The sequence below is a fragment of the Paraburkholderia sediminicola genome (genome assembly GCF_046027355.1).
In the GTDB taxonomy this organism is placed as follows: Bacteria; Pseudomonadota; Gammaproteobacteria; order Burkholderiales; family Burkholderiaceae; genus Paraburkholderia; species Paraburkholderia sediminicola_B.
Map to the genome: position 1 here is coordinate 140,284 of NZ_JAQQEK010000013.1, position 16,565 is coordinate 156,848.

Consider the following 16,565-nt stretch of genomic DNA (forward strand, 5'->3'; position numbering starts at 1 on the left):
ACACACCCTAGCGCGCCCGATTTCCGAATTTCACGCTATCAAGAAGGAGCATGTCCATGATGAAAGGCCAACTCGCCGGGCTGATGAAGCAAGCCCAGCAGATGCAGGAAAACATGAAGAAGATGCAGGAGCAACTCGCGCTGATCGAAGTCGAGGGGCAGTCGGGCGCCGGTCTCGTGAAGGTGACGATGACCTGCAAGAACGACGTGCGCCGCGTATCGATCGACCCGAGCCTGCTCGCCGACGACAAGGACATGCTGGAAGACCTCGTCGCCGCTGCGTTCAACGACGCCGTGCGCAAGGCCGAAGCCACCGCCCAGGAAAAGATGGGCGGCATGACCTCGGGTCTGCCGCTGCCGCCGGGCTTCAAGCTGCCGTTCTGAACGACGCCGCCGCAAGGCGGCGGGTCAGGCGCCGCGGCTGCTGTCGCCGCGGCGTGAACGGAACGCGCGAATTGCGCACGTGCCGTTAGTGCGGCACTCGCTACACGCGTGTTCCGGCCAGACCCAACTGGCTATGGTTCGCCTGAAGTGCGCATCGTGCGCGCTTCGCCTGGCCTTCGCCGGAACGATGTAAGCCGATCGAATCAACCGCATCGCCACCCGGATAGCCGGGCACTACCCACTTCGACGCCGATCCGCATGAAACAACCTTCCGCCTTGTCGGCGCTCGTCGAAGCGCTGCGCGCGCTGCCCGGTGTCGGGCCGAAGTCCGCGCAACGCATGGCGTACCACCTGATGCAGCACGACCGCGACGGTGCCGAAAAACTCGGCCGCTCGCTGCTGTTCGCCACCGAGCATCTGCAGCACTGCGAGAAGTGCAACACCTTCACCGAAGCGCAGATCTGCGAGGTCTGCCTCGACGAGGAGCGCGATCCGACCTTGCTGTGCGTCGTCGAAACGCCCGCCGACCAGATCATGCTCGAGCAGACCATGACCTATCGCGGCCTCTATTTCGTGCTGATGGGGCGCCTCAGCCCGCTCGACGGCATCGGTCCGAAGGAGATTCATTTCGACCGGCTGGTCAGACGCGCATCGGATGGCGTCGTCAAGGAGGTCGTGCTCGCCACCAATTTCACCAACGAAGGCGAGGCGACCGCGCACTACCTCGGGCAGACGCTCAAGGCGCGCGGCCTTGCCGTCACGCGCCTCGCGCGCGGCGTGCCGGTGGGCGGTGAACTCGAGTATGTCGATGCCGGCACGATCGCCCGCGCCATGCTCGACCGTCGGTCGATGTAGCGCAAGGCACCTGCTACAACGGAACGCAACGCAACGCGCGTCAGGATCAGAACAGCTTTGCATGGGACCAGAGTAAGCGCTAAAGCGCCAACTCTGGTCGACAGCTTTGCATGGGACCAGAGTAAGCGCTAAAGCGCTAACTCTGGTCGACAGCTTTGCATGGGACCAGAGTAAGCGCTAAAGCGCTAACTCTGGTCGACAAAAGGAGACACATGAGCGCCACCCCTGAATCAGGCGCGAGCCCCGCGCCCCAAGGCCCGCTCGCCGGCGTCAAGGTGCTGGAACTCGGCACGCTGATCGCCGGCCCGTTCGCCGCGCGCTTTCTCGGCGAGTTCGGCGCCGACGTCATCAAGATCGAAGATCCCAAGGGCGGCGACCCGCTGCGCAAGTGGCGCAAGCTCTATCCGGAAGTCGGCGGCACGTCGCTCTGGTGGGCCGTGCAGGCGCGCAACAAGAAATCCGTCACGATCAATCTGAAGGCCGAAGAGGGCAAGGAGATCGTGCGGCGCCTCGCGAAAGAAGCGGATATCGTCGTCGAAAATTTCCGGCCGGGTTTGCTGGAGAAACTCGGGCTCGGCTATGACGTGCTGTCGGCGGAAAATCCCGGCCTCGTGATGGTGCGCCTGTCCGGCTACGGCCAGACCGGTCCGTATCGCGACCGGCCCGGCTTCGGCGCGATTGCCGAGTCGATGGGCGGCTTGCGTCATATCACCGGCTATCCGGATTTGCCGCCGCCGCGCATCGGCATTTCGATCGGCGATTCGATTGCCGCGCTGCACGGCGTGATCGGCGCGCTGATGGCGCTGCATCACAAGCAGGTGAACGGCGGCAAGGGGCAGGTCGTCGACGTCGCGCTGTACGAGGCCGTCTTCAACATGATGGAAAGCGTGGTGCCCGAATACGGCGTATACGGCATGGTGCGCGAGCGCACCGGCGCATCGTTGCCGGGTATCGTGCCGTCCAATACGTATCCGTGCCGCGACGGCAGCATCGTGATCGGCGGCAATAGCGATCCGATTTTCAAGCGCCTGATGATCGCGATCGAGCGCGAGGATCTCGCGAACGATCCGGCGCTCGCGCACAACGACGGTCGCGTGCCGCGGACTCAGGAAATCGACGGCGCGATTGCCGCGTGGCTCGCCACGCGCACCATCGACGAAGCGCTCGCCGTGCTGAATGCCGCCGACGTGCCGGTGGGCCGTATCTACAGCGTGGCGGACATGTTCACCGATCCGCAGTTCATGGCGCGCCAGATGATCCAGCGTTTCAAGTGGCAGGACGGCCAGGAAATCACGCTGCCGTCGGTCACGCCGAAGCTCTCGGCCACGCCGGGCGAGACGCGCTGGCTGGGCCCGGAACTGGGTGAACATACCGATGAAGTCCTGCAATCGCTAGGTTATGATGCTGACCACATTGCAAGGTTGCACGCGCAACAGATCGTTTGAGTAAGCACACGCGGCGCCCACGAGCGCCGCGCTAAAGACAAAAACCGGACAACAAAAGTTTGGAGACTCGAGACCATGCAACGGAGAAGCTTTCTCGCCGGCACTGCCGCACTCGCGGGCGCCTCGCTTGCCGCCACGCCGCTCGCTTTCGCGCAGGGCAAACCTGAAACCAGCAAGGTGGCGATCGCAGTCGGCGGCAAGAACCTGTTCTACTACTTGCCGCTCACCATCGCGGAGCGCCGCAACTACTTCAAGGACGAAGGGCTCGACGTCGAAATCTCCGACTTCGCCGGCGGCTCGCAGGCGTTGAAGGCGGCGGTCGGCGGCAGCGCGGACGTGGTGTCCGGCGCGTTCGAGCACACCTTGCTGTTGCAGGCGCAAAAGCAGATGTTCCGCGAATTCGTCCTGCAGGGACGCGCGCCGCAGATCGTGCTGGCGATCTCGAAGAAGACCATGCCGAACTACAAATCGATAGCTGATCTGAAGGGCAAGAAAATCGGTGTGACCGCGCCGGGTTCGTCGACCTCGATCATGGCGAGCTTCGTGTTGGCGAAAGCGGGGCTGAGCGCGAAAGACGTCGCGTTCATCGGCGTGGGCGCGGGCGCCGGCGCGATCGCCGCGTTGCAGTCGGGACAGATCGACGCCATCGCCAATCTTGACCCGGTCATGACCAAGCTCGAGCGCACCGGCGAGATTCGCGTGGTGTCGGACACGCGTACGCTCGCCGACACGCGCAGCGTTTTCGGCGGCGACATGCCGGCGGGCTGCCTGTATGCGTCGCAAACTTTCATCACTAAGAATCCGAATACCACGCAGGCGCTGACCAACGCGATGGTGCGCGCGCTCAAGTGGCTGCAAACGGCGACCGGCAGCGAACTGATCAACACGGTGCCGGAAGGCTACCTGCTCGGCGACCGCGCGGTATATCTGGACGCGTGGCAGCACGTGAAGGAAGCGATGTCGCCCGATGGCCTGATGCCGGCGGACGGCCCCGCGACGTCGCTGAAGACCTTGCAGGCATTCGACCCGAACGTGCAGGGCAAGCCGATCGATCTGTCGAAGACGTGGACCAACGACTTCGTCAAGAAAGCGCTGACTACCGTCAAGGCTTGAGTCGAGCCTGGGCGTTCGGGCTGCGACGCGACGCGACGCGCGCCGCATTCGCCCCGGCCCCGGCGCCGCTAGCCATGACGTGATTACAAAACCGAATTTGACATTCGAAGCGAGCTGAACGATGACCGTTGCCGCACTGGCGCTCGAAAACATCACCTGCACGTTCGCCGCGCGCGACAACCGCGCGCAGCGCTACACGGCGGTGAAGGACACCACCTTGCGCATCGCGCCGGGCGAGTTCGTCTCGGTGGTCGGTCCGACCGGTTGCGGTAAATCCACGCTGCTCAATGTCGGCGCGGGTTTGCTGGGGCCGTCGTCGGGCACGGTCAGCGTGTTCGGCGAGTCGCTCAAAGGCATCAACCGGCGCGCCGGCTACATGTTCCAGGCCGACGCGCTGATGCCGTGGCGCTCGGCCATCGACAACGTCCTGGCCGGCCTCGCGTTCCACGGCGTGCCGCCCGTCGAAGCCCGCGCCAAAGCCGACGAGTGGTTAAAGCGCGTCGGCCTCGGCGGCTTTGGCGATCGTTATCCGCATCAGTTATCGGGCGGCATGCGCAAGCGCGTCGCGATGGCGCAGACGCTGATTCTCGATCCGGACATCATTTTGATGGACGAGCCGTTTTCCGCGCTCGACATCCAGACCCGTCAGTTGATGGAAAACGAGTTGCTTGACTTGTGGGCCGCGAAACGCAAAGCGGTGTTGTTCATCACGCACGATCTGGACGAAGCGATCGCCATGTCGGATCGCGTGGTGGTGCTCTCGGCCGGTCCGGGCACACATCCGATCGGCGAATTCACGATCGATCTGCCGCGTCCGCGCGACGTTGCTGAAATCCGTTCGCATCCGCGTTTCGTCGAATTGCATGCGCAGATCTGGAGCGTCTTGCGCGACGAGGTGCTCAAGGGTTATCAGCAGCAACTCACCGCTGTTTAAACGCGTCACGTATTGGCGTCACGTATTGGCCACTCAATCGTCCAAGGCAAACCGAGTCATGTGGAAGACGTTGCGCCCGAACCGGGCGAATCTGGTGATCTGGCAATGGCTGCTGCTGGTGCTGTGCTTCGTGCTCTGGTACGTGCTGACCAGCCCGACGCTGCTGCCGGCGTTCTATTTCGACGACCCCAACAAAGCCGCATTCTTCTTCGGCGAGCCGCAGAAAGTGCTGCAGCGGATCTGGGAGTGGTTCACGGGCGGCGAGATCTATCTGCACCTGTGGATCACGCTGGTCGAAACCGTGCTCGCGTTCACGCTCGGCACGGCGCTCGGGCTCGGCGTCGGCTTGTGGCTCGCGCTCTCGCCGCTCGCGAGCGCGCTGTTCGACCCGTATATCAAAGCCGCCAACTCGATGCCGCGGGTGATTCTCGCGCCGATCTTCGGCGTGTGGTTCGGGCTGGGTATCTGGTCGAAAGTGGCGCTCGGCGTCACGCTGGTGTTCTTTATCGTGTTCTTCAACGTCTATCAGGGCGTGAAGGAAGTCAGTCCGGTCGTGCTCGCCAACGCGCGCATGCTCGGCGCGAACGGCAAGCATTTGCTGCGCTTCGTCTATTTGCCGAGTGCGATGAGCTGGGTGTTTTCCAGCTTGCATACGTCGGTGGGGCTGGCGTTCGTCGGCTCGGTGGTGGGGGAATATCTCGGCTCGGCGCGAGGCGTCGGCTATCTGATTCTGCAGGCTGAAGGCACGTTCGATATCAATACCGTGTTTGCCGGGATTCTGGTGCTGACCGCGTTCGCGCTGATTCTGGATGCGATCGTCGGTATCGGCGAGCGGCGCTTGATGAAGTGGCAGCCCAAGACGGGCGACACGGAAAAGCTGTAGGTCGGCACGGCGCGGGGTTGTAAAGCGCGAAGCTCAATAATAACGACGCGTCGGTTGGAAAACCGCGCGTCGTTTCTTTTGGTTGCTACTAGAAAGAACGAACCGGTTACGCAAGGACTAAGGCGTCACCACCACCTTCCCGATCACGCGACGCTCCGCCATGTCCCGCAACGCGCGTCCCGTGTCCTCGAGCGAATAACGCGCCGACACATACGGCTTGAGCTTGCCTTCACCGATCCACCGCGTCATCTGTTGAAACGCCGCGTGATTGTGTTGCGGTTCGCGCTTCGCAAAGTCGCCCCAGAACACGCCGACCAGACTTGCGCCTTTGAGCAGCGTCAAGTTGAGCGGCAGCTTCGGAATCTCGCCATTCGCAAAGCCGACCACCAGATAACGCCCGCGCCAGCCGATGCTGCGAAACGCCGGCTCCGCATATACGCCGCCGACCGGATCGTAGATCACGTCCGGGCCTTGGCCATCGGTAAGCGCCTTGATGCGCTCGCGCAGATCTTCGGTGCTGTAGTTGATGGTGGCGTCCGCGCCGTGCTTGACACAGGTCGCGAGTTTCTCGTCGCTCGACGCCGCCGCGATCACGCGCGCGCCGAGCGCCTTGCCGATTTCGACGGCCGCCAGTCCGACGCCACCGGCCGCGCCGAGCACCAGCATCGTTTCGCCGGCTTGCAACGCGCCGCGATCGACCACGGCGTGATGCGAAGTGCCGTACGCCAGCGTGAACGCCGCGGCCAGCTCGAAGTCGACATCGTCCGCCAACGGCACGCAGGCCGCGGCCGGCGCGAGCGCCTGCTCCGCGAAGCCGCCCTGACCGGTAAAGGCGACCACGCGAGAGCCGACCTTGAACTGCGTGACGTCGGCGCCGACCGCGCGCACCACGCCTGCGACTTCCGAACCGGGTGTAAAGGGCAGCGGCGGTTTGAACTGGTATTTGTTCTCGATGATCAGCACGTCGGGAAAGTTGACGGCCGCGGCTTTGACGTCGATCACGACGTGGCCTGGCGGCGGCTCGAGGTCCGGCAGGTTTTCGACGACCAGGCTCTCCGGCGGCCCATATTGTTTACAGCGAATCGCGCGCATCGTGTCTCCATATCGATCAGGGGTTCGCAAGTATTCTGAGTGTAAAACAATCAGCACGACCGTGCGTTTTTATTCCCTTGCACGCGACCAGCGAGCAACCCACGCCTGTCCGGCACGCGACTCGCACCAGTTATCCGCGCTGCCAACGCGTGCGCGTTGCATACGTCGTGCGCACGGCCTGCCGTGTCGTTCGCGCGTCTTCTTTCCTCGGTTACAATCGCCGCATGCGAATCCTACTCAGCAACGACGACGGTTATCTGGCGCCCGGCCTTGCTGCGCTTTACGAAGCGCTCAAGCCGATCGCGGACGTCACCGTGATGGCACCCGAACAGAATTGCAGCGGCGCGTCGAATTCCTTGACGCTGTCGCGGCCGCTCTCGGTACTGCGCTCGGCCAATGGTTTCTATTACGTGAACGGCACGCCCACCGACTCGGTGCACATCGCGCTGACGGGCATGCTCGACCATACGCCGGACCTCGTGGTCTCGGGCATCAACAACGGTCAGAACATGGGCGAAGACACGCTCTATTCGGGAACTGTCGCGGCCGCCACCGAGGGCATCATGTTCGGGGTGCCGGCCATCGCCTTCTCGCTGGTCGACAAGGACTGGGTGCATCTCGACGACGCCGTGCGTGTCGCCGCTGAAATCGTCGCGCACTATCTCCAGCAGCCGTTGCCCGGGCATCCGCTCCTGAACATTAACATTCCGAATCTGCCCTACGAGCAACTCGGCGACTGGCAGATCACGCGTCTTGGCAAGCGGCATCCGTCGCAGCCCGTGATCCGCCAGACCAACCCGCGCGGCGAACCGATCTACTGGATCGGTCCGGCGGGCAGCGCGCGCGACGCGAGCGCAGGCACCGACTTTCACGCCGTCGCCAACGGCCACGTGTCGATCACGCCGCTGCAGCTTGACCTGACCCACACGCAAATGCTGCCCGCGGCGCGCGACTGGGCGCGCGCAGGCAGCGGCGCTTCATGACCAGCGAGCGCGCCAAGCGCTTTCCGCTCGGCCTCGAGGATCTGGTGCGCGAACCGCGCCGGCCCGAAGGACGTCCGGGCGAAATCCGCGCGGCGGCACTGGCCGCGAGCGCGGCGCTGAATGCGCGTCAGCAACCCGCGAAGAATGCGCCGCTCGGTTCCACGGGTAAGTCTCAATCCAAGCAGGCGAGGGCGCAGACCGCGGTGCAGATGAAGCCGCAAACCAAGCCCTCGGCGGTGACGCCGCCGAAGCCGATGGCCGCGCCTTCCGCCAAAGCGCCGGTTAAAGCACCACCCAAGCCCGTCGTGCAGAGTTCGACCACACGTGCCGCGTCGTCGGCGCCGGCCAGGCCCGTTGCCCGATCCAACGAGCGCAGCGCCGCGCCGAACGTCGCTTTGAACGGCGCGATGGCACTGACCTCGGAACGGGTTCGCGAACGGATGGTCGAACGCCTGCGTGCTAACGGCGTGACCGATCAGCGCGTGTTGAACGCGATGTCGGTGGTGCCGCGCCACATGTTCGTCGACCCGGGTCTCGCGGTCCAGGCCTACGAAGATGCGGCGTTGCCGATCGGCCATCACCAGACGATCTCCAAGCCGTCGGTGGTCGCGCGGATGATCGAGCTGGCCGCCGCCGGCCGCGCGCTGAACAACGTGCTCGAAATCGGCACCGGCTGCGGTTATCAGGCGGCCGTGCTGAGCCAGGTCGCGCGCGAGGTTTACTCGATCGAGCGCATCAAGCCGTTGTCCGAGCGCGCGAAGACGAACTTGCGTCCGCTGCGCATTCCGAACATCCGCCTGCATTACGGCGATGGCCGGTTGGGACTGCCGTCGGCGGCGCCGTTCGACGCGATCGTGATCGCCGCGGCGGGGCTCGACGTACCGCAAGCATTACTTGAACAACTCGCGATCGGCGGCCGTCTGGTCGCGCCGGTCGGCTCGCAGGACGGCCAGAACCAGGTGCTGACTCTGGTCGAGCGCCTCGGACCCGCGCAGTGGCGCGAGTCGCGGCTTGATCGCGTTTTCTTTGTACCCTTAAAATCCGGAGTGATTTGACACCGATGAGTATGTTGCGCGCGATGCAAAGAACCAGACTGAATGTCCCCATGACCGTAACCCAGCGTAGCGTGTGCGTGCTCGCCTTGTCCCTGTTGATGACGGCCTGTGCATCCCGGCTCGATCAGGCGCCGGTCGTCGACCGCTCCGGCGGCGGTGTGCTCACCACACAAGGCGCGCAGCCGGCCGTGCCGCTCGGACCGCCGCCGCCGGGCTACTATCGCGTGAAGCCGGGCGACACGTTGTACCGGATCGCGTTGGAGAACGGCCAGAACTACCGCGACATTTCGGCGTGGAACAATCTGACCAACCCGAATCAGATCGAAGTCGACCAGTTGCTGCGCGTCGTGCCGCCGGGTGCGAATACCGCGGCGCTGACGCCGGGTGTGTCGACCGCGCCGATCGGCAGCGGTGGTGCGGTGCAAAGCGCACCGCTTGGGAGCACGCCGCCGTCGGCGGGCGCTGCTGCTGGCGTCGCTGCGCCGCCGATCTACGGCTCCACCACGAACAACGCGTCGCTGACGCCGCCGGCCAACCCGGGCGCGGCCAGCGACTCGAACGCCGGCGCGTCCGGCAACGTCGCCTTCGCGTGGCCGGTGCGCGGGCCACTGCTCGGCACGTTCAACGATTCGACCAACAAGGGTGTGAATATCGGCGGCGCCGCGGGCGATCCGGTCAAGGCGTCGGCGGACGGTCGCGTGGTTTATGCCGGAAATGGGCTGCGTGGTTACGGCAATCTCATTATCATCAAGCATGATGCAACTTATCTCACGGCGTATGCACATAACCGCTCTTTGATGGTAAAAGAGGGGGACGCGGTGACGAAGGGGCAGAAGATCGCTGAGATGGGCAATAGCGATTCCGACCGTGTGATGTTGCATTTCGAAGTTCGCCGGCAGGGTAAACCTGTCGACCCACTGAAGTATTTGCCGCCGCAATAAGCGATACGATACGACCATGCCGAAATCGAAGCGCCGCCCGCCGCAAGCCGAGTCTGAGACGATCAGCCACGCTATGTCCGCTTCGGTGGAAGAAAGCGGCGCTTCGGAAGTCGAAGAGGAGATCGCCGAGGAACGCGATCTCGACGAACGCCAGGGCGGCGCGGATGAACCCGGCGAGACCCGTGAAGGCGCGAGCGAAGCCGCGCCGGACGCGGACGATTTCCGCGCGCTGCTGCAAGCCGAGCTGACGGCCGACACGATTCAGCACTACCTGAACCGTATCAGCGTCAAGCCGCTCCTGACCGTCGAGGAAGAGCAGAAATATTCGCGTCTTGCCAAGGCGGGCGAGTTCGAAGCGCGGCAGGTCATGATCGAGCGTAATTTGCGGCTCGTCGTCAGCATCGCGAAGGGCTACCTGAACCGCGGCGTGCCGCTGCTCGATCTGATCGAAGAGGGCAATCTCGGCCTGATGCACGCCATCGAAAAATTCGATCCGACGCGCGGCTTTCGGTTTTCCACTTACGCCACGTGGTGGATCCGCCAGAGTATCGAGCGCGCCATCATGAACCAGGCGCGCACCGTCCGTTTGCCGGTGCACGTGATTCGCGAGCTCAACCAGGTACTGCGCGCCAAGCGGCATCTGGAAAAGAATTCGATGAACTCCGGTGAAGCCGCCGAGCGCCGCGACGCCAGCATCGACGACATCGCCTATCTGACCGGCAAGACCACTGACGAAGTTACCGACATCCTCGCGCTGAACGAGCACACCGCGTCGCTGGACGCGCCGCTCGATCTTGATCCGGCGAGCAGCCTGCTCGATCTGCTGTCAGACGACCAGAGCCAGTCGCCGGATGCCGAAGTGCAGCACCGCGAACTGGAAACGCTGACACGTGCGTGGCTCGCGCGCCTGTCGGACAAGCATCGTCATGTGATCGAGCGCCGCTTCGGCCTGAATCACATCGAACCCGCCACGCTCGAAGAGCTGGCCGACGAAATGGGCCTCACGCGCGAGCGTGTGCGCCAGATCCAACAGGAAGCGCTCGTGCGGTTGAAGCGCTTCTTCGCTTCCAACGGTGTTCGGAAGGACGCCGTTCTATAACCTGATGACACCGATTCTTGTTTTCGACATCGAGACGATTCCCGATGTCGCCGGCATTCGCCGCCTCGAGGATTTGCCCGCCACCCTGAGCGACGCCGAAGTCGCCGAGCATGCGTTCGCCGCGCGTCGCGAAAAGACCGGTAGCGATTTCCTGCCGCACCATCTGCAACGGATCGCGGCAATTTCCTGCGTGTTCCGCGACAACAACGGCTTCCGCGTGCGCTCGCTCGGCACGCTGGAAGACGGCGAGGCCGCGCTGGTGCAGTCGTTTTATCGCGTGATCGAGAAGTACACGCCGCAGCTCGTGTCGTGGAACGGCGGCGGCTTCGACCTGCCGGTGCTGAACTACCGCGCGCTCGTCAACGGCATTCCCGCCTACAAGTTCTGGGATCTCGGCGAGGACGACCGCGAGTTCAAGTGGAACAACTACATTAGCCGCTATCACGCGCGTCATACGGATCTGATGGACGTGCTCGCCATGTACCAGGCGCGCGCCAACGCGCCGCTCGACGCGCTCGCCAAGATGTGCGGCTTCCCCGGCAAAATGGGCATGGACGGCAGCCAGGTGTGGCACGCGTACCAGCAAGGGCGTATCGAGGAAATCCGCAATTACTGCGAGACCGACGTCGTCAACACGTACTTGCTCTATTGCCGCTTCCAACTGATCCGCGGCGCGTTTTCGCCCGCGGAGTATGCTGACGAGATCAACCTGGTCAAGAACGCGCTGGCGCAGGAAACGGCGCCACAATGGGCCGAGTATCTGGCGGCATTCGATCAGTAAGGATGCACGGGAGGGTGCGCGGCTGTCTGACTGGCCAGCGCGCGCAGCGACGGTTGCCGCCGTGCCGAATGATGGCCAGGCGCGGCGCTTCGTCTACAATCTCGCCTTTCCCCAAGTTTGTCAGGAAGTTGCAGGTGTCCCGAACTGCCCCCCATCGCCGAGCGCCAAAGCGCTACAAGACGCCCCCGCCCGCGCCGGCACACGTCGTCACCGGCAACGAGCCGGTCATCGAAATCGTTTCGCTCGATATGGAAGCGCGCGGCGTCGGCCGCACCGAGACCGAAGACGGTACGCCCGGCAAGGTGATCTTTGTCGAAGGCGCGTTGCCCGGCGAGCGCGTCAGCTATTCGACGCATCGCAGCAAGCCGAAATTCGAGCAGGCCGAAGTAGTCCAGGTGTTCCGCGAAAGCGTGATGCGCACCAGGCCGAAATGCACTTACTTCGATATCTGCGGCGGCTGTTCAATGCAGCATCTCGACATCCGCGCGCAGGTGGCGGTCAAGCAGCGCGTGCTCGAGGACAACCTGCAGCATCTGGCAAAGCTGCGCCCGGAAACGGTGTTCCGGCCGATTCACGGGCCGTCCTGGGGTTATCGCTACCGTGCGCGACTGGCGGTGCGTTTCCTGCCGGAAAAGGGCGGCATGCGGATCGGCTTCCATGAGAAGAAGAGCAGCTACATCGCCGACATGAAGACCTGCGAAGTGCTGCCGCCGCACGTGTCGGCCATGCTGATGCCGCTGCGTTTCATGGTTCGCAAGCTGTCGATCTACGATCGCATGCCGCAGCTCGAACTGGCAGTCGGTTCGTCGGTCACGGCGCTGGTGGTGCGCAATCTCGAGCCCATCACGGCCGCGGACGAGCAGGTGCTGCGCGATTTCGCCGACGAGCACAAGGTGCAGTTCTGGCTGCAGCCGGGCGGCCCGGACACGGTCACGCCGTTCTATCCGCTCGACGTGGAACTCGACTACACGCTGCCGGAATACGACATCCGCATGCCGTTCAAGCCGACCGACTTCACCCAGGTGAACCACGCCATCAACCGCGTGCTGGTGAGTCGCGCGTTGCGGCTGCTGGCGCCGGCGCGCACGGATCGCGTGCTCGATCTGTTTTGTGGCATCGGTAACTTTACGCTGCCGCTCGCGCGTATTTCGAGGGAAGTGGTGGGGATCGAGGGCAGCGAAGTGCTGACCTCGCGCGCGCTGGCCAATGCCGAGCTGAACGGCGTGGCGGGGTATACGTCGTTCGCGTGCCGCAACCTGTTCGAAGTTACCGCCGACGACATGCGCGCGCTCGGCCACTTCGACAAGTTCCTCATCGACCCGCCGCGCGAAGGCGCGCTGGCTGTTGCCAAGGCGCTGGTGGAGATCGCTCAGAGCGGCAATGGACCGCTGCCGAAGCGGATCGTCTACGTGTCGTGCGCGCCGGCGACGCTCGCCCGCGATGCCGGCCTGCTCGTGCACGAGGCCGGCTACCGGCTGGTGGGTGCGGGCGTGGTCAACATGTTCCCGCACACGTCGCATGTAGAGTCGATTGCGTTGTTCGAGCGGGACTGAGTGGCGCTGCCGGCGTGCCAGCGGCGCTGGCACGCGGTGTCACGGCAAGGCAAGGTAAGCTACAAACAAAAACGCCACGATCGAAGTCGTGGCGTTTTTTATTTCCGGCTGATTTTTCAGCGCGCGGCGCGGCTTAGAACTGCCACCACGACTTTTCCTTACCCGGCCTTGCATGACCCGTGATGTACGGGCTGTCGGGGAAGGTGCCGGCCAGCACGCGCTTCGTGTCGTCGGCCAGTTGCGGCTGGTTCAGCCTCTGATACGACAGCATCATGATGTGCAATGCGTCTTCGATAGCCGGTGCGTTCTTGTATTGCGTGAGCGCCAGTTGCGCGCGGTTGATCGCGGCGACATAGGCGCCACGGCGGTAGTAGTAATCCGCCGCGTGGACTTCGTGCGACGCCAGCGCGTTCACGATATAGCGCATGCGCTGCGCGGCGTCCGGCGCGTACTTGCTGTTCGGATACTTGTCCACCACGACCTTGAACGCGTCGTACGACTCACGCAGCGACTTCGGATCGCGCTCGCTCATGTCCTGGCCGGAGAAGCGGCCGAACAGACCGAGGTCGTCGTTGAAGTGGATCATGCCCTTCAGGTAGTACGCGTAAGCGATGTCCGGATGATCCGGATGCAGCTGGATGAAGCGGTCGATAGCCTGGTCGGCGGCGGCGTTCTCGTTGTCTTTCCAATTGCAGTAAGCGACGTTGATCTGCGCCTGCTGGGCGAAGTGACCGAACGGATCGCGCCCCTCGAGCATTTCGAAGTACTTGGCGCACTTGCCGAAGTCACCACCGCTCAGGGCGTCGTTCGCCTCCGTATATAATTTGTTGTTGTTCCATGTTGCCGTCTCGTCGGTCTTTTCCGGCAGGCCGTGGCAAGCCGCGACAACGGCGACGGCTGCGGCGCACGCAATGTATCCGGCCACTTTCCGGGCCGCCTTCTTGATGGCCGCCAAATTGATCGCCGCTTTAGTGATGGTGTTCAAGGCTCGCATTTTCCAGTCTAGCTTTACGTCCAGGTGACCCAGACTCAATGACCCGCTCAAATACTCCAGGCGCCGCAACCGGTGCCGGGAATAGCAACAAAGATTATAGCGTAAGCGCTGACCCCTCCGACGCGTTGGGCGTCGATTCCCTCGACGACGATCTCGGCAGCGACGCGCTCGGCGCCGCCGCTGTGCCCAGCCATGTGCCGACCGTGGCGAGCCGCGTGGCGGACGAAACGCCGCGCAGCGTCGTCGTGCCCGACGAGTTGGCCGGCGAGCGCCTCGACAAGGTGCTCGCGCGGGTGTTTCCCGAGTTCTCGCGCAATCGCCTGCAAAGCTGGATCGAGGCGGAGCGCGTGCGGATCGACGGCAAGGCCGCGAAAATCCGCCAGCCGGTGCCGCTCGGCGCGACGATCGAGCTTGTCCCCGATCTGCTGCCGGAGCAGCTCGCGTTCACGCCGGAGCCGGTGCCGCTCGAGATCGTCTATGAAGACGACACGCTGGTGGTCATCAACAAGCCGGCCGGCATGGTCGTGCATCCGGCGGCCGGCAACTGGAGCGGCACCGTGCTCAACGGTCTGCTGTACCGCTATGGCGACGCCGCCGCGGGCCTGCCGCGCGCGGGCATCGTGCACCGGCTCGACAAGGAAACCTCCGGCCTGATGGTGGTGGCGCGCACGCTCGAGGCGCAGACCGACCTCGTGCGCCAGTTGCAGGCGCGCACGGTGAAGCGCCGTTATCTCGCGCTGGTGTGGGGCAACATGCCCGAAGAAGGCACGATCGACGCGCCGATCGGCCGCGATCCGCGCGAACGCACGCGCATGGCGGTGGTCACGAGCGCCTCCGGCAAGCCCGCGCGCACGCATTTCCGACGTGTCGATTCGGCGATCTGGCAGCGTCAGCCGGTCACCGCGATTCATTGCGATCTGGAAACCGGCCGCACCCATCAGATTCGCGTGCATTGCGCGCACATCGGTCATCCGCTGCTCGGCGATCCGGTGTACGGGCGCGCCCGCGGCAAGCGCTCGGTCACGCCGCTGCCGGACGGCTTCGCGCGTCAGGCGCTGCATGCATGGCGCCTCGGCCTGATCCATCCGCAAACCGGCCGCACGATGCAATGGCGCGCCGATGTGCCGGCCGACATGGAGGCGCTGTCGGCGGCGCTCGGCCTCGGTCGCGACGACGCCGGCGAGTTCGACGAGACGTACTACGAGGAAGACGACTACGACGCGTCGCTCGACGAGGACGCCGATGAAGACGGCGCACTCGATCACGACGAAGCCGGCGATGACGCTGACGAACACGACGAGGACGATCACGCATGAATGTGCCCGAGCTGAGCTTTGCCGATGTCGTGCAACCCGCATGGAATGTTTCGCCACGCGTGCGTGCGCTCGTCACCACGCGTGACGGCGGCGTGAGTGAAGCGCCATTCGGCCGTTGGCAAAACGGTGTGGATTTGCCCGGTGGTCTGAATCTGGGCATGAAATCCGGCGACGATCCGGCCGCGGTCGCAACCAACCGCGAGCGTCTCCTGAAGCTCGCCGGCGTGAGCGAGGCCGCGTGGCTCGCGCAGATTCACGGCGCGGGCATCGTGCGTGCGGAAGACGTGCTCGCGCAAGCGCGCGCGGATGGCACGCCGACGCGCGCCGATGCCAGCGTCACCGATCGTCCCGGCACCGTGTGCGTCGTGATGGTGGCCGATTGCATGCCGGTGCTGTTCTGCGACGACGCCGGCCGCGCGGTCGGCGCGGCGCACGCGGGGTGGCGCGGGCTGGCGGCGGGCATCGTCGAACAGACGGCGCAGCGCGTCGCCGAGCTCGCCGGTGTGGAGGCGGGCGCATTGCACGCTTATCTCGGTCCGTCGATCGGTCCTGACGCCTTTGAAGTTGGCGCAGACGTGCGTGACGCCTTCATGAATGGCGTCGGCGCCGCACAACGCGATGCGACCGCAAACGCCTTCGTCGAGCATCCGCACAATCCAGCCAAATATCTCGCCGATCTCCCGGCGCTGGCGCGTTTGCGTCTGCAGCGGCTCGGCGTGACGCGCATTGTCGGCGGCGATCTCTGCACGGTCACGCAACGTGAGCGTTTCTATTCCTATCGCCGCGATCGCGAGACGGGCCGCATGGCCGCGTTGATCTGGCTCGACGATCAGGCGCAGTCGATCGCGGACTAGCTCGCGACGCGCATCGCGCGTGGCCATTTTTCTGCGAAATTCAAGGCACACATGCCCGTATCACGACGTCCGCATGACGCGACGTCATGCATGCGGGCATGCTTGTCTGAGCATTGCCATGTCTCGCATGACCCTTGCCCGCGAGGCCACGTATGAGGGTTTGTTCGGAGAAGCGCAGGCGTTTTTGCTGCGCTGCCGGAATTCCGGACGCTGGCGTAAATCCGCCGCCAAAACTGTCCGCCCGCGAACGGATAAATGCACATAAGCCTATGCAATTTGGGAGC

16 protein-coding genes are annotated in these 16,565 nt (G+C 64.2%); 14 read left to right on the forward strand and 2 right to left on the reverse strand.

What is annotated here, in order from left to right:
* Nucleotides 1–56: 56 nt before the first annotated feature.
* The 6 genes from PQR42_RS22885 (at nt 57) to PQR42_RS22910 (ending at nt 5,613) form a co-directional block, all read left to right on the forward strand.
* Nucleotides 57–383 (forward strand): YbaB/EbfC family nucleoid-associated protein, encoded by a 327-nt coding sequence (locus tag PQR42_RS22885; protein ID WP_007182071.1) that lies wholly within the window; start codon nt 57–59, stop codon nt 381–383.
* 258 nt (nt 384–641) lie between these two features.
* Nucleotides 642–1,238 (forward strand): recombination mediator RecR, encoded by a 597-nt coding sequence (gene recR / locus PQR42_RS22890; protein ID WP_011488245.1) that lies wholly within the window; start codon nt 642–644, stop codon nt 1,236–1,238.
* 212 nt (nt 1,239–1,450) lie between these two features.
* Nucleotides 1,451–2,683, forward strand: a complete 1,233-nt coding sequence (locus PQR42_RS22895) for a CaiB/BaiF CoA transferase family protein (RefSeq protein WP_408206270.1) — start codon at nt 1,451–1,453, stop codon at nt 2,681–2,683.
* Nucleotides 2,684–2,758: 75 nt separating this feature from the next.
* Entirely contained in the window at nt 2,759–3,796 is a 1,038-nt protein-coding gene (locus tag PQR42_RS22900) for an ABC transporter substrate-binding protein (protein ID WP_408206272.1), read from the forward strand.
* 121 nt (nt 3,797–3,917) lie between these two features.
* A complete protein-coding gene (locus PQR42_RS22905) occupies nt 3,918–4,730 on the forward strand; it encodes an ABC transporter ATP-binding protein (protein WP_408387484.1) in 813 nt (270 codons plus the stop codon).
* Nucleotides 4,731–4,788: 58 nt separating this feature from the next.
* Nucleotides 4,789–5,613 (forward strand): ABC transporter permease, encoded by an 825-nt coding sequence (locus PQR42_RS22910; RefSeq protein WP_132374771.1) that lies wholly within the window; start codon nt 4,789–4,791, stop codon nt 5,611–5,613.
* 117 nt (nt 5,614–5,730) lie between these two features.
* Here the strand turns inward: PQR42_RS22910 and PQR42_RS22915 are convergent, their stop codons facing one another.
* Nucleotides 5,731–6,705 carry an NADPH:quinone oxidoreductase family protein gene (locus PQR42_RS22915; protein WP_408387483.1) on the reverse strand — a complete coding sequence of 325 codons (975 nt, stop codon included), beginning with the start codon at nt 6,703–6,705 and terminating at the stop codon, nt 5,731–5,733.
* Between the two features lie 224 nt (nt 6,706–6,929).
* Between PQR42_RS22915 and surE the strand changes: the two genes are divergently transcribed.
* The 6 genes from surE (at nt 6,930) to rlmD (ending at nt 13,117) form a co-directional block, all read left to right on the forward strand.
* The gene (gene surE, locus PQR42_RS22920) at nt 6,930–7,688 is read left to right on the forward strand and encodes a 5'/3'-nucleotidase SurE (protein WP_310812063.1); all 759 of its coding nucleotides are present in this window, start codon (nt 6,930–6,932) and stop codon (nt 7,686–7,688) included.
* Nucleotides 7,685–8,743, forward strand: coding sequence for a protein-L-isoaspartate(D-aspartate) O-methyltransferase (locus tag PQR42_RS22925; RefSeq protein WP_408387482.1), 1,059 nt, complete (start codon nt 7,685–7,687; stop codon nt 8,741–8,743). Before surE ends, PQR42_RS22925 begins: the two co-directional genes overlap by 4 nt.
* A 5-nt stretch (nt 8,744–8,748) precedes the next feature.
* The gene (locus PQR42_RS22930) at nt 8,749–9,684 is read left to right on the forward strand and encodes a peptidoglycan DD-metalloendopeptidase family protein (protein ID WP_408206282.1); all 936 of its coding nucleotides are present in this window, start codon (nt 8,749–8,751) and stop codon (nt 9,682–9,684) included.
* A 16-nt stretch (nt 9,685–9,700) separates the two neighbouring features.
* Entirely contained in the window at nt 9,701–10,783 is a 1,083-nt protein-coding gene (gene rpoS / locus PQR42_RS22935) for an RNA polymerase sigma factor RpoS (protein ID WP_408206284.1), read from the forward strand.
* Between the two features lie 4 nt (nt 10,784–10,787).
* Entirely contained in the window at nt 10,788–11,564 is a 777-nt protein-coding gene (locus PQR42_RS22940; protein ID WP_408206286.1) for a 3'-5' exonuclease, read from the forward strand.
* Nucleotides 11,565–11,698: 134 nt separating this feature from the next.
* A complete protein-coding gene (rlmD, locus tag PQR42_RS22945; RefSeq protein WP_408493791.1) occupies nt 11,699–13,117 on the forward strand; it encodes a 23S rRNA (uracil(1939)-C(5))-methyltransferase RlmD in 1,419 nt (472 codons plus the stop codon).
* Between the two features lie 133 nt (nt 13,118–13,250).
* Here rlmD and PQR42_RS22950 read toward each other — a convergent pair whose 3' ends face one another.
* Nucleotides 13,251–14,111, reverse strand: coding sequence for an outer membrane protein assembly factor BamD (locus tag PQR42_RS22950; protein WP_408206290.1), 861 nt, complete (start codon nt 14,109–14,111; stop codon nt 13,251–13,253).
* Between the two features lie 38 nt (nt 14,112–14,149).
* Between PQR42_RS22950 and PQR42_RS22955 the strand changes: the two genes are divergently transcribed.
* Nucleotides 14,150–15,427, forward strand: a complete 1,278-nt coding sequence (locus PQR42_RS22955; protein ID WP_408206292.1) for an RluA family pseudouridine synthase — start codon at nt 14,150–14,152, stop codon at nt 15,425–15,427.
* A complete protein-coding gene (gene pgeF, locus PQR42_RS22960) occupies nt 15,424–16,281 on the forward strand; it encodes a peptidoglycan editing factor PgeF (protein WP_408387481.1) in 858 nt (285 codons plus the stop codon). The genes PQR42_RS22955 and pgeF overlap by 4 nt, the downstream gene beginning before the upstream one ends.
* The last annotated feature ends 284 nt before the right edge of the window (nt 16,282–16,565 follow it).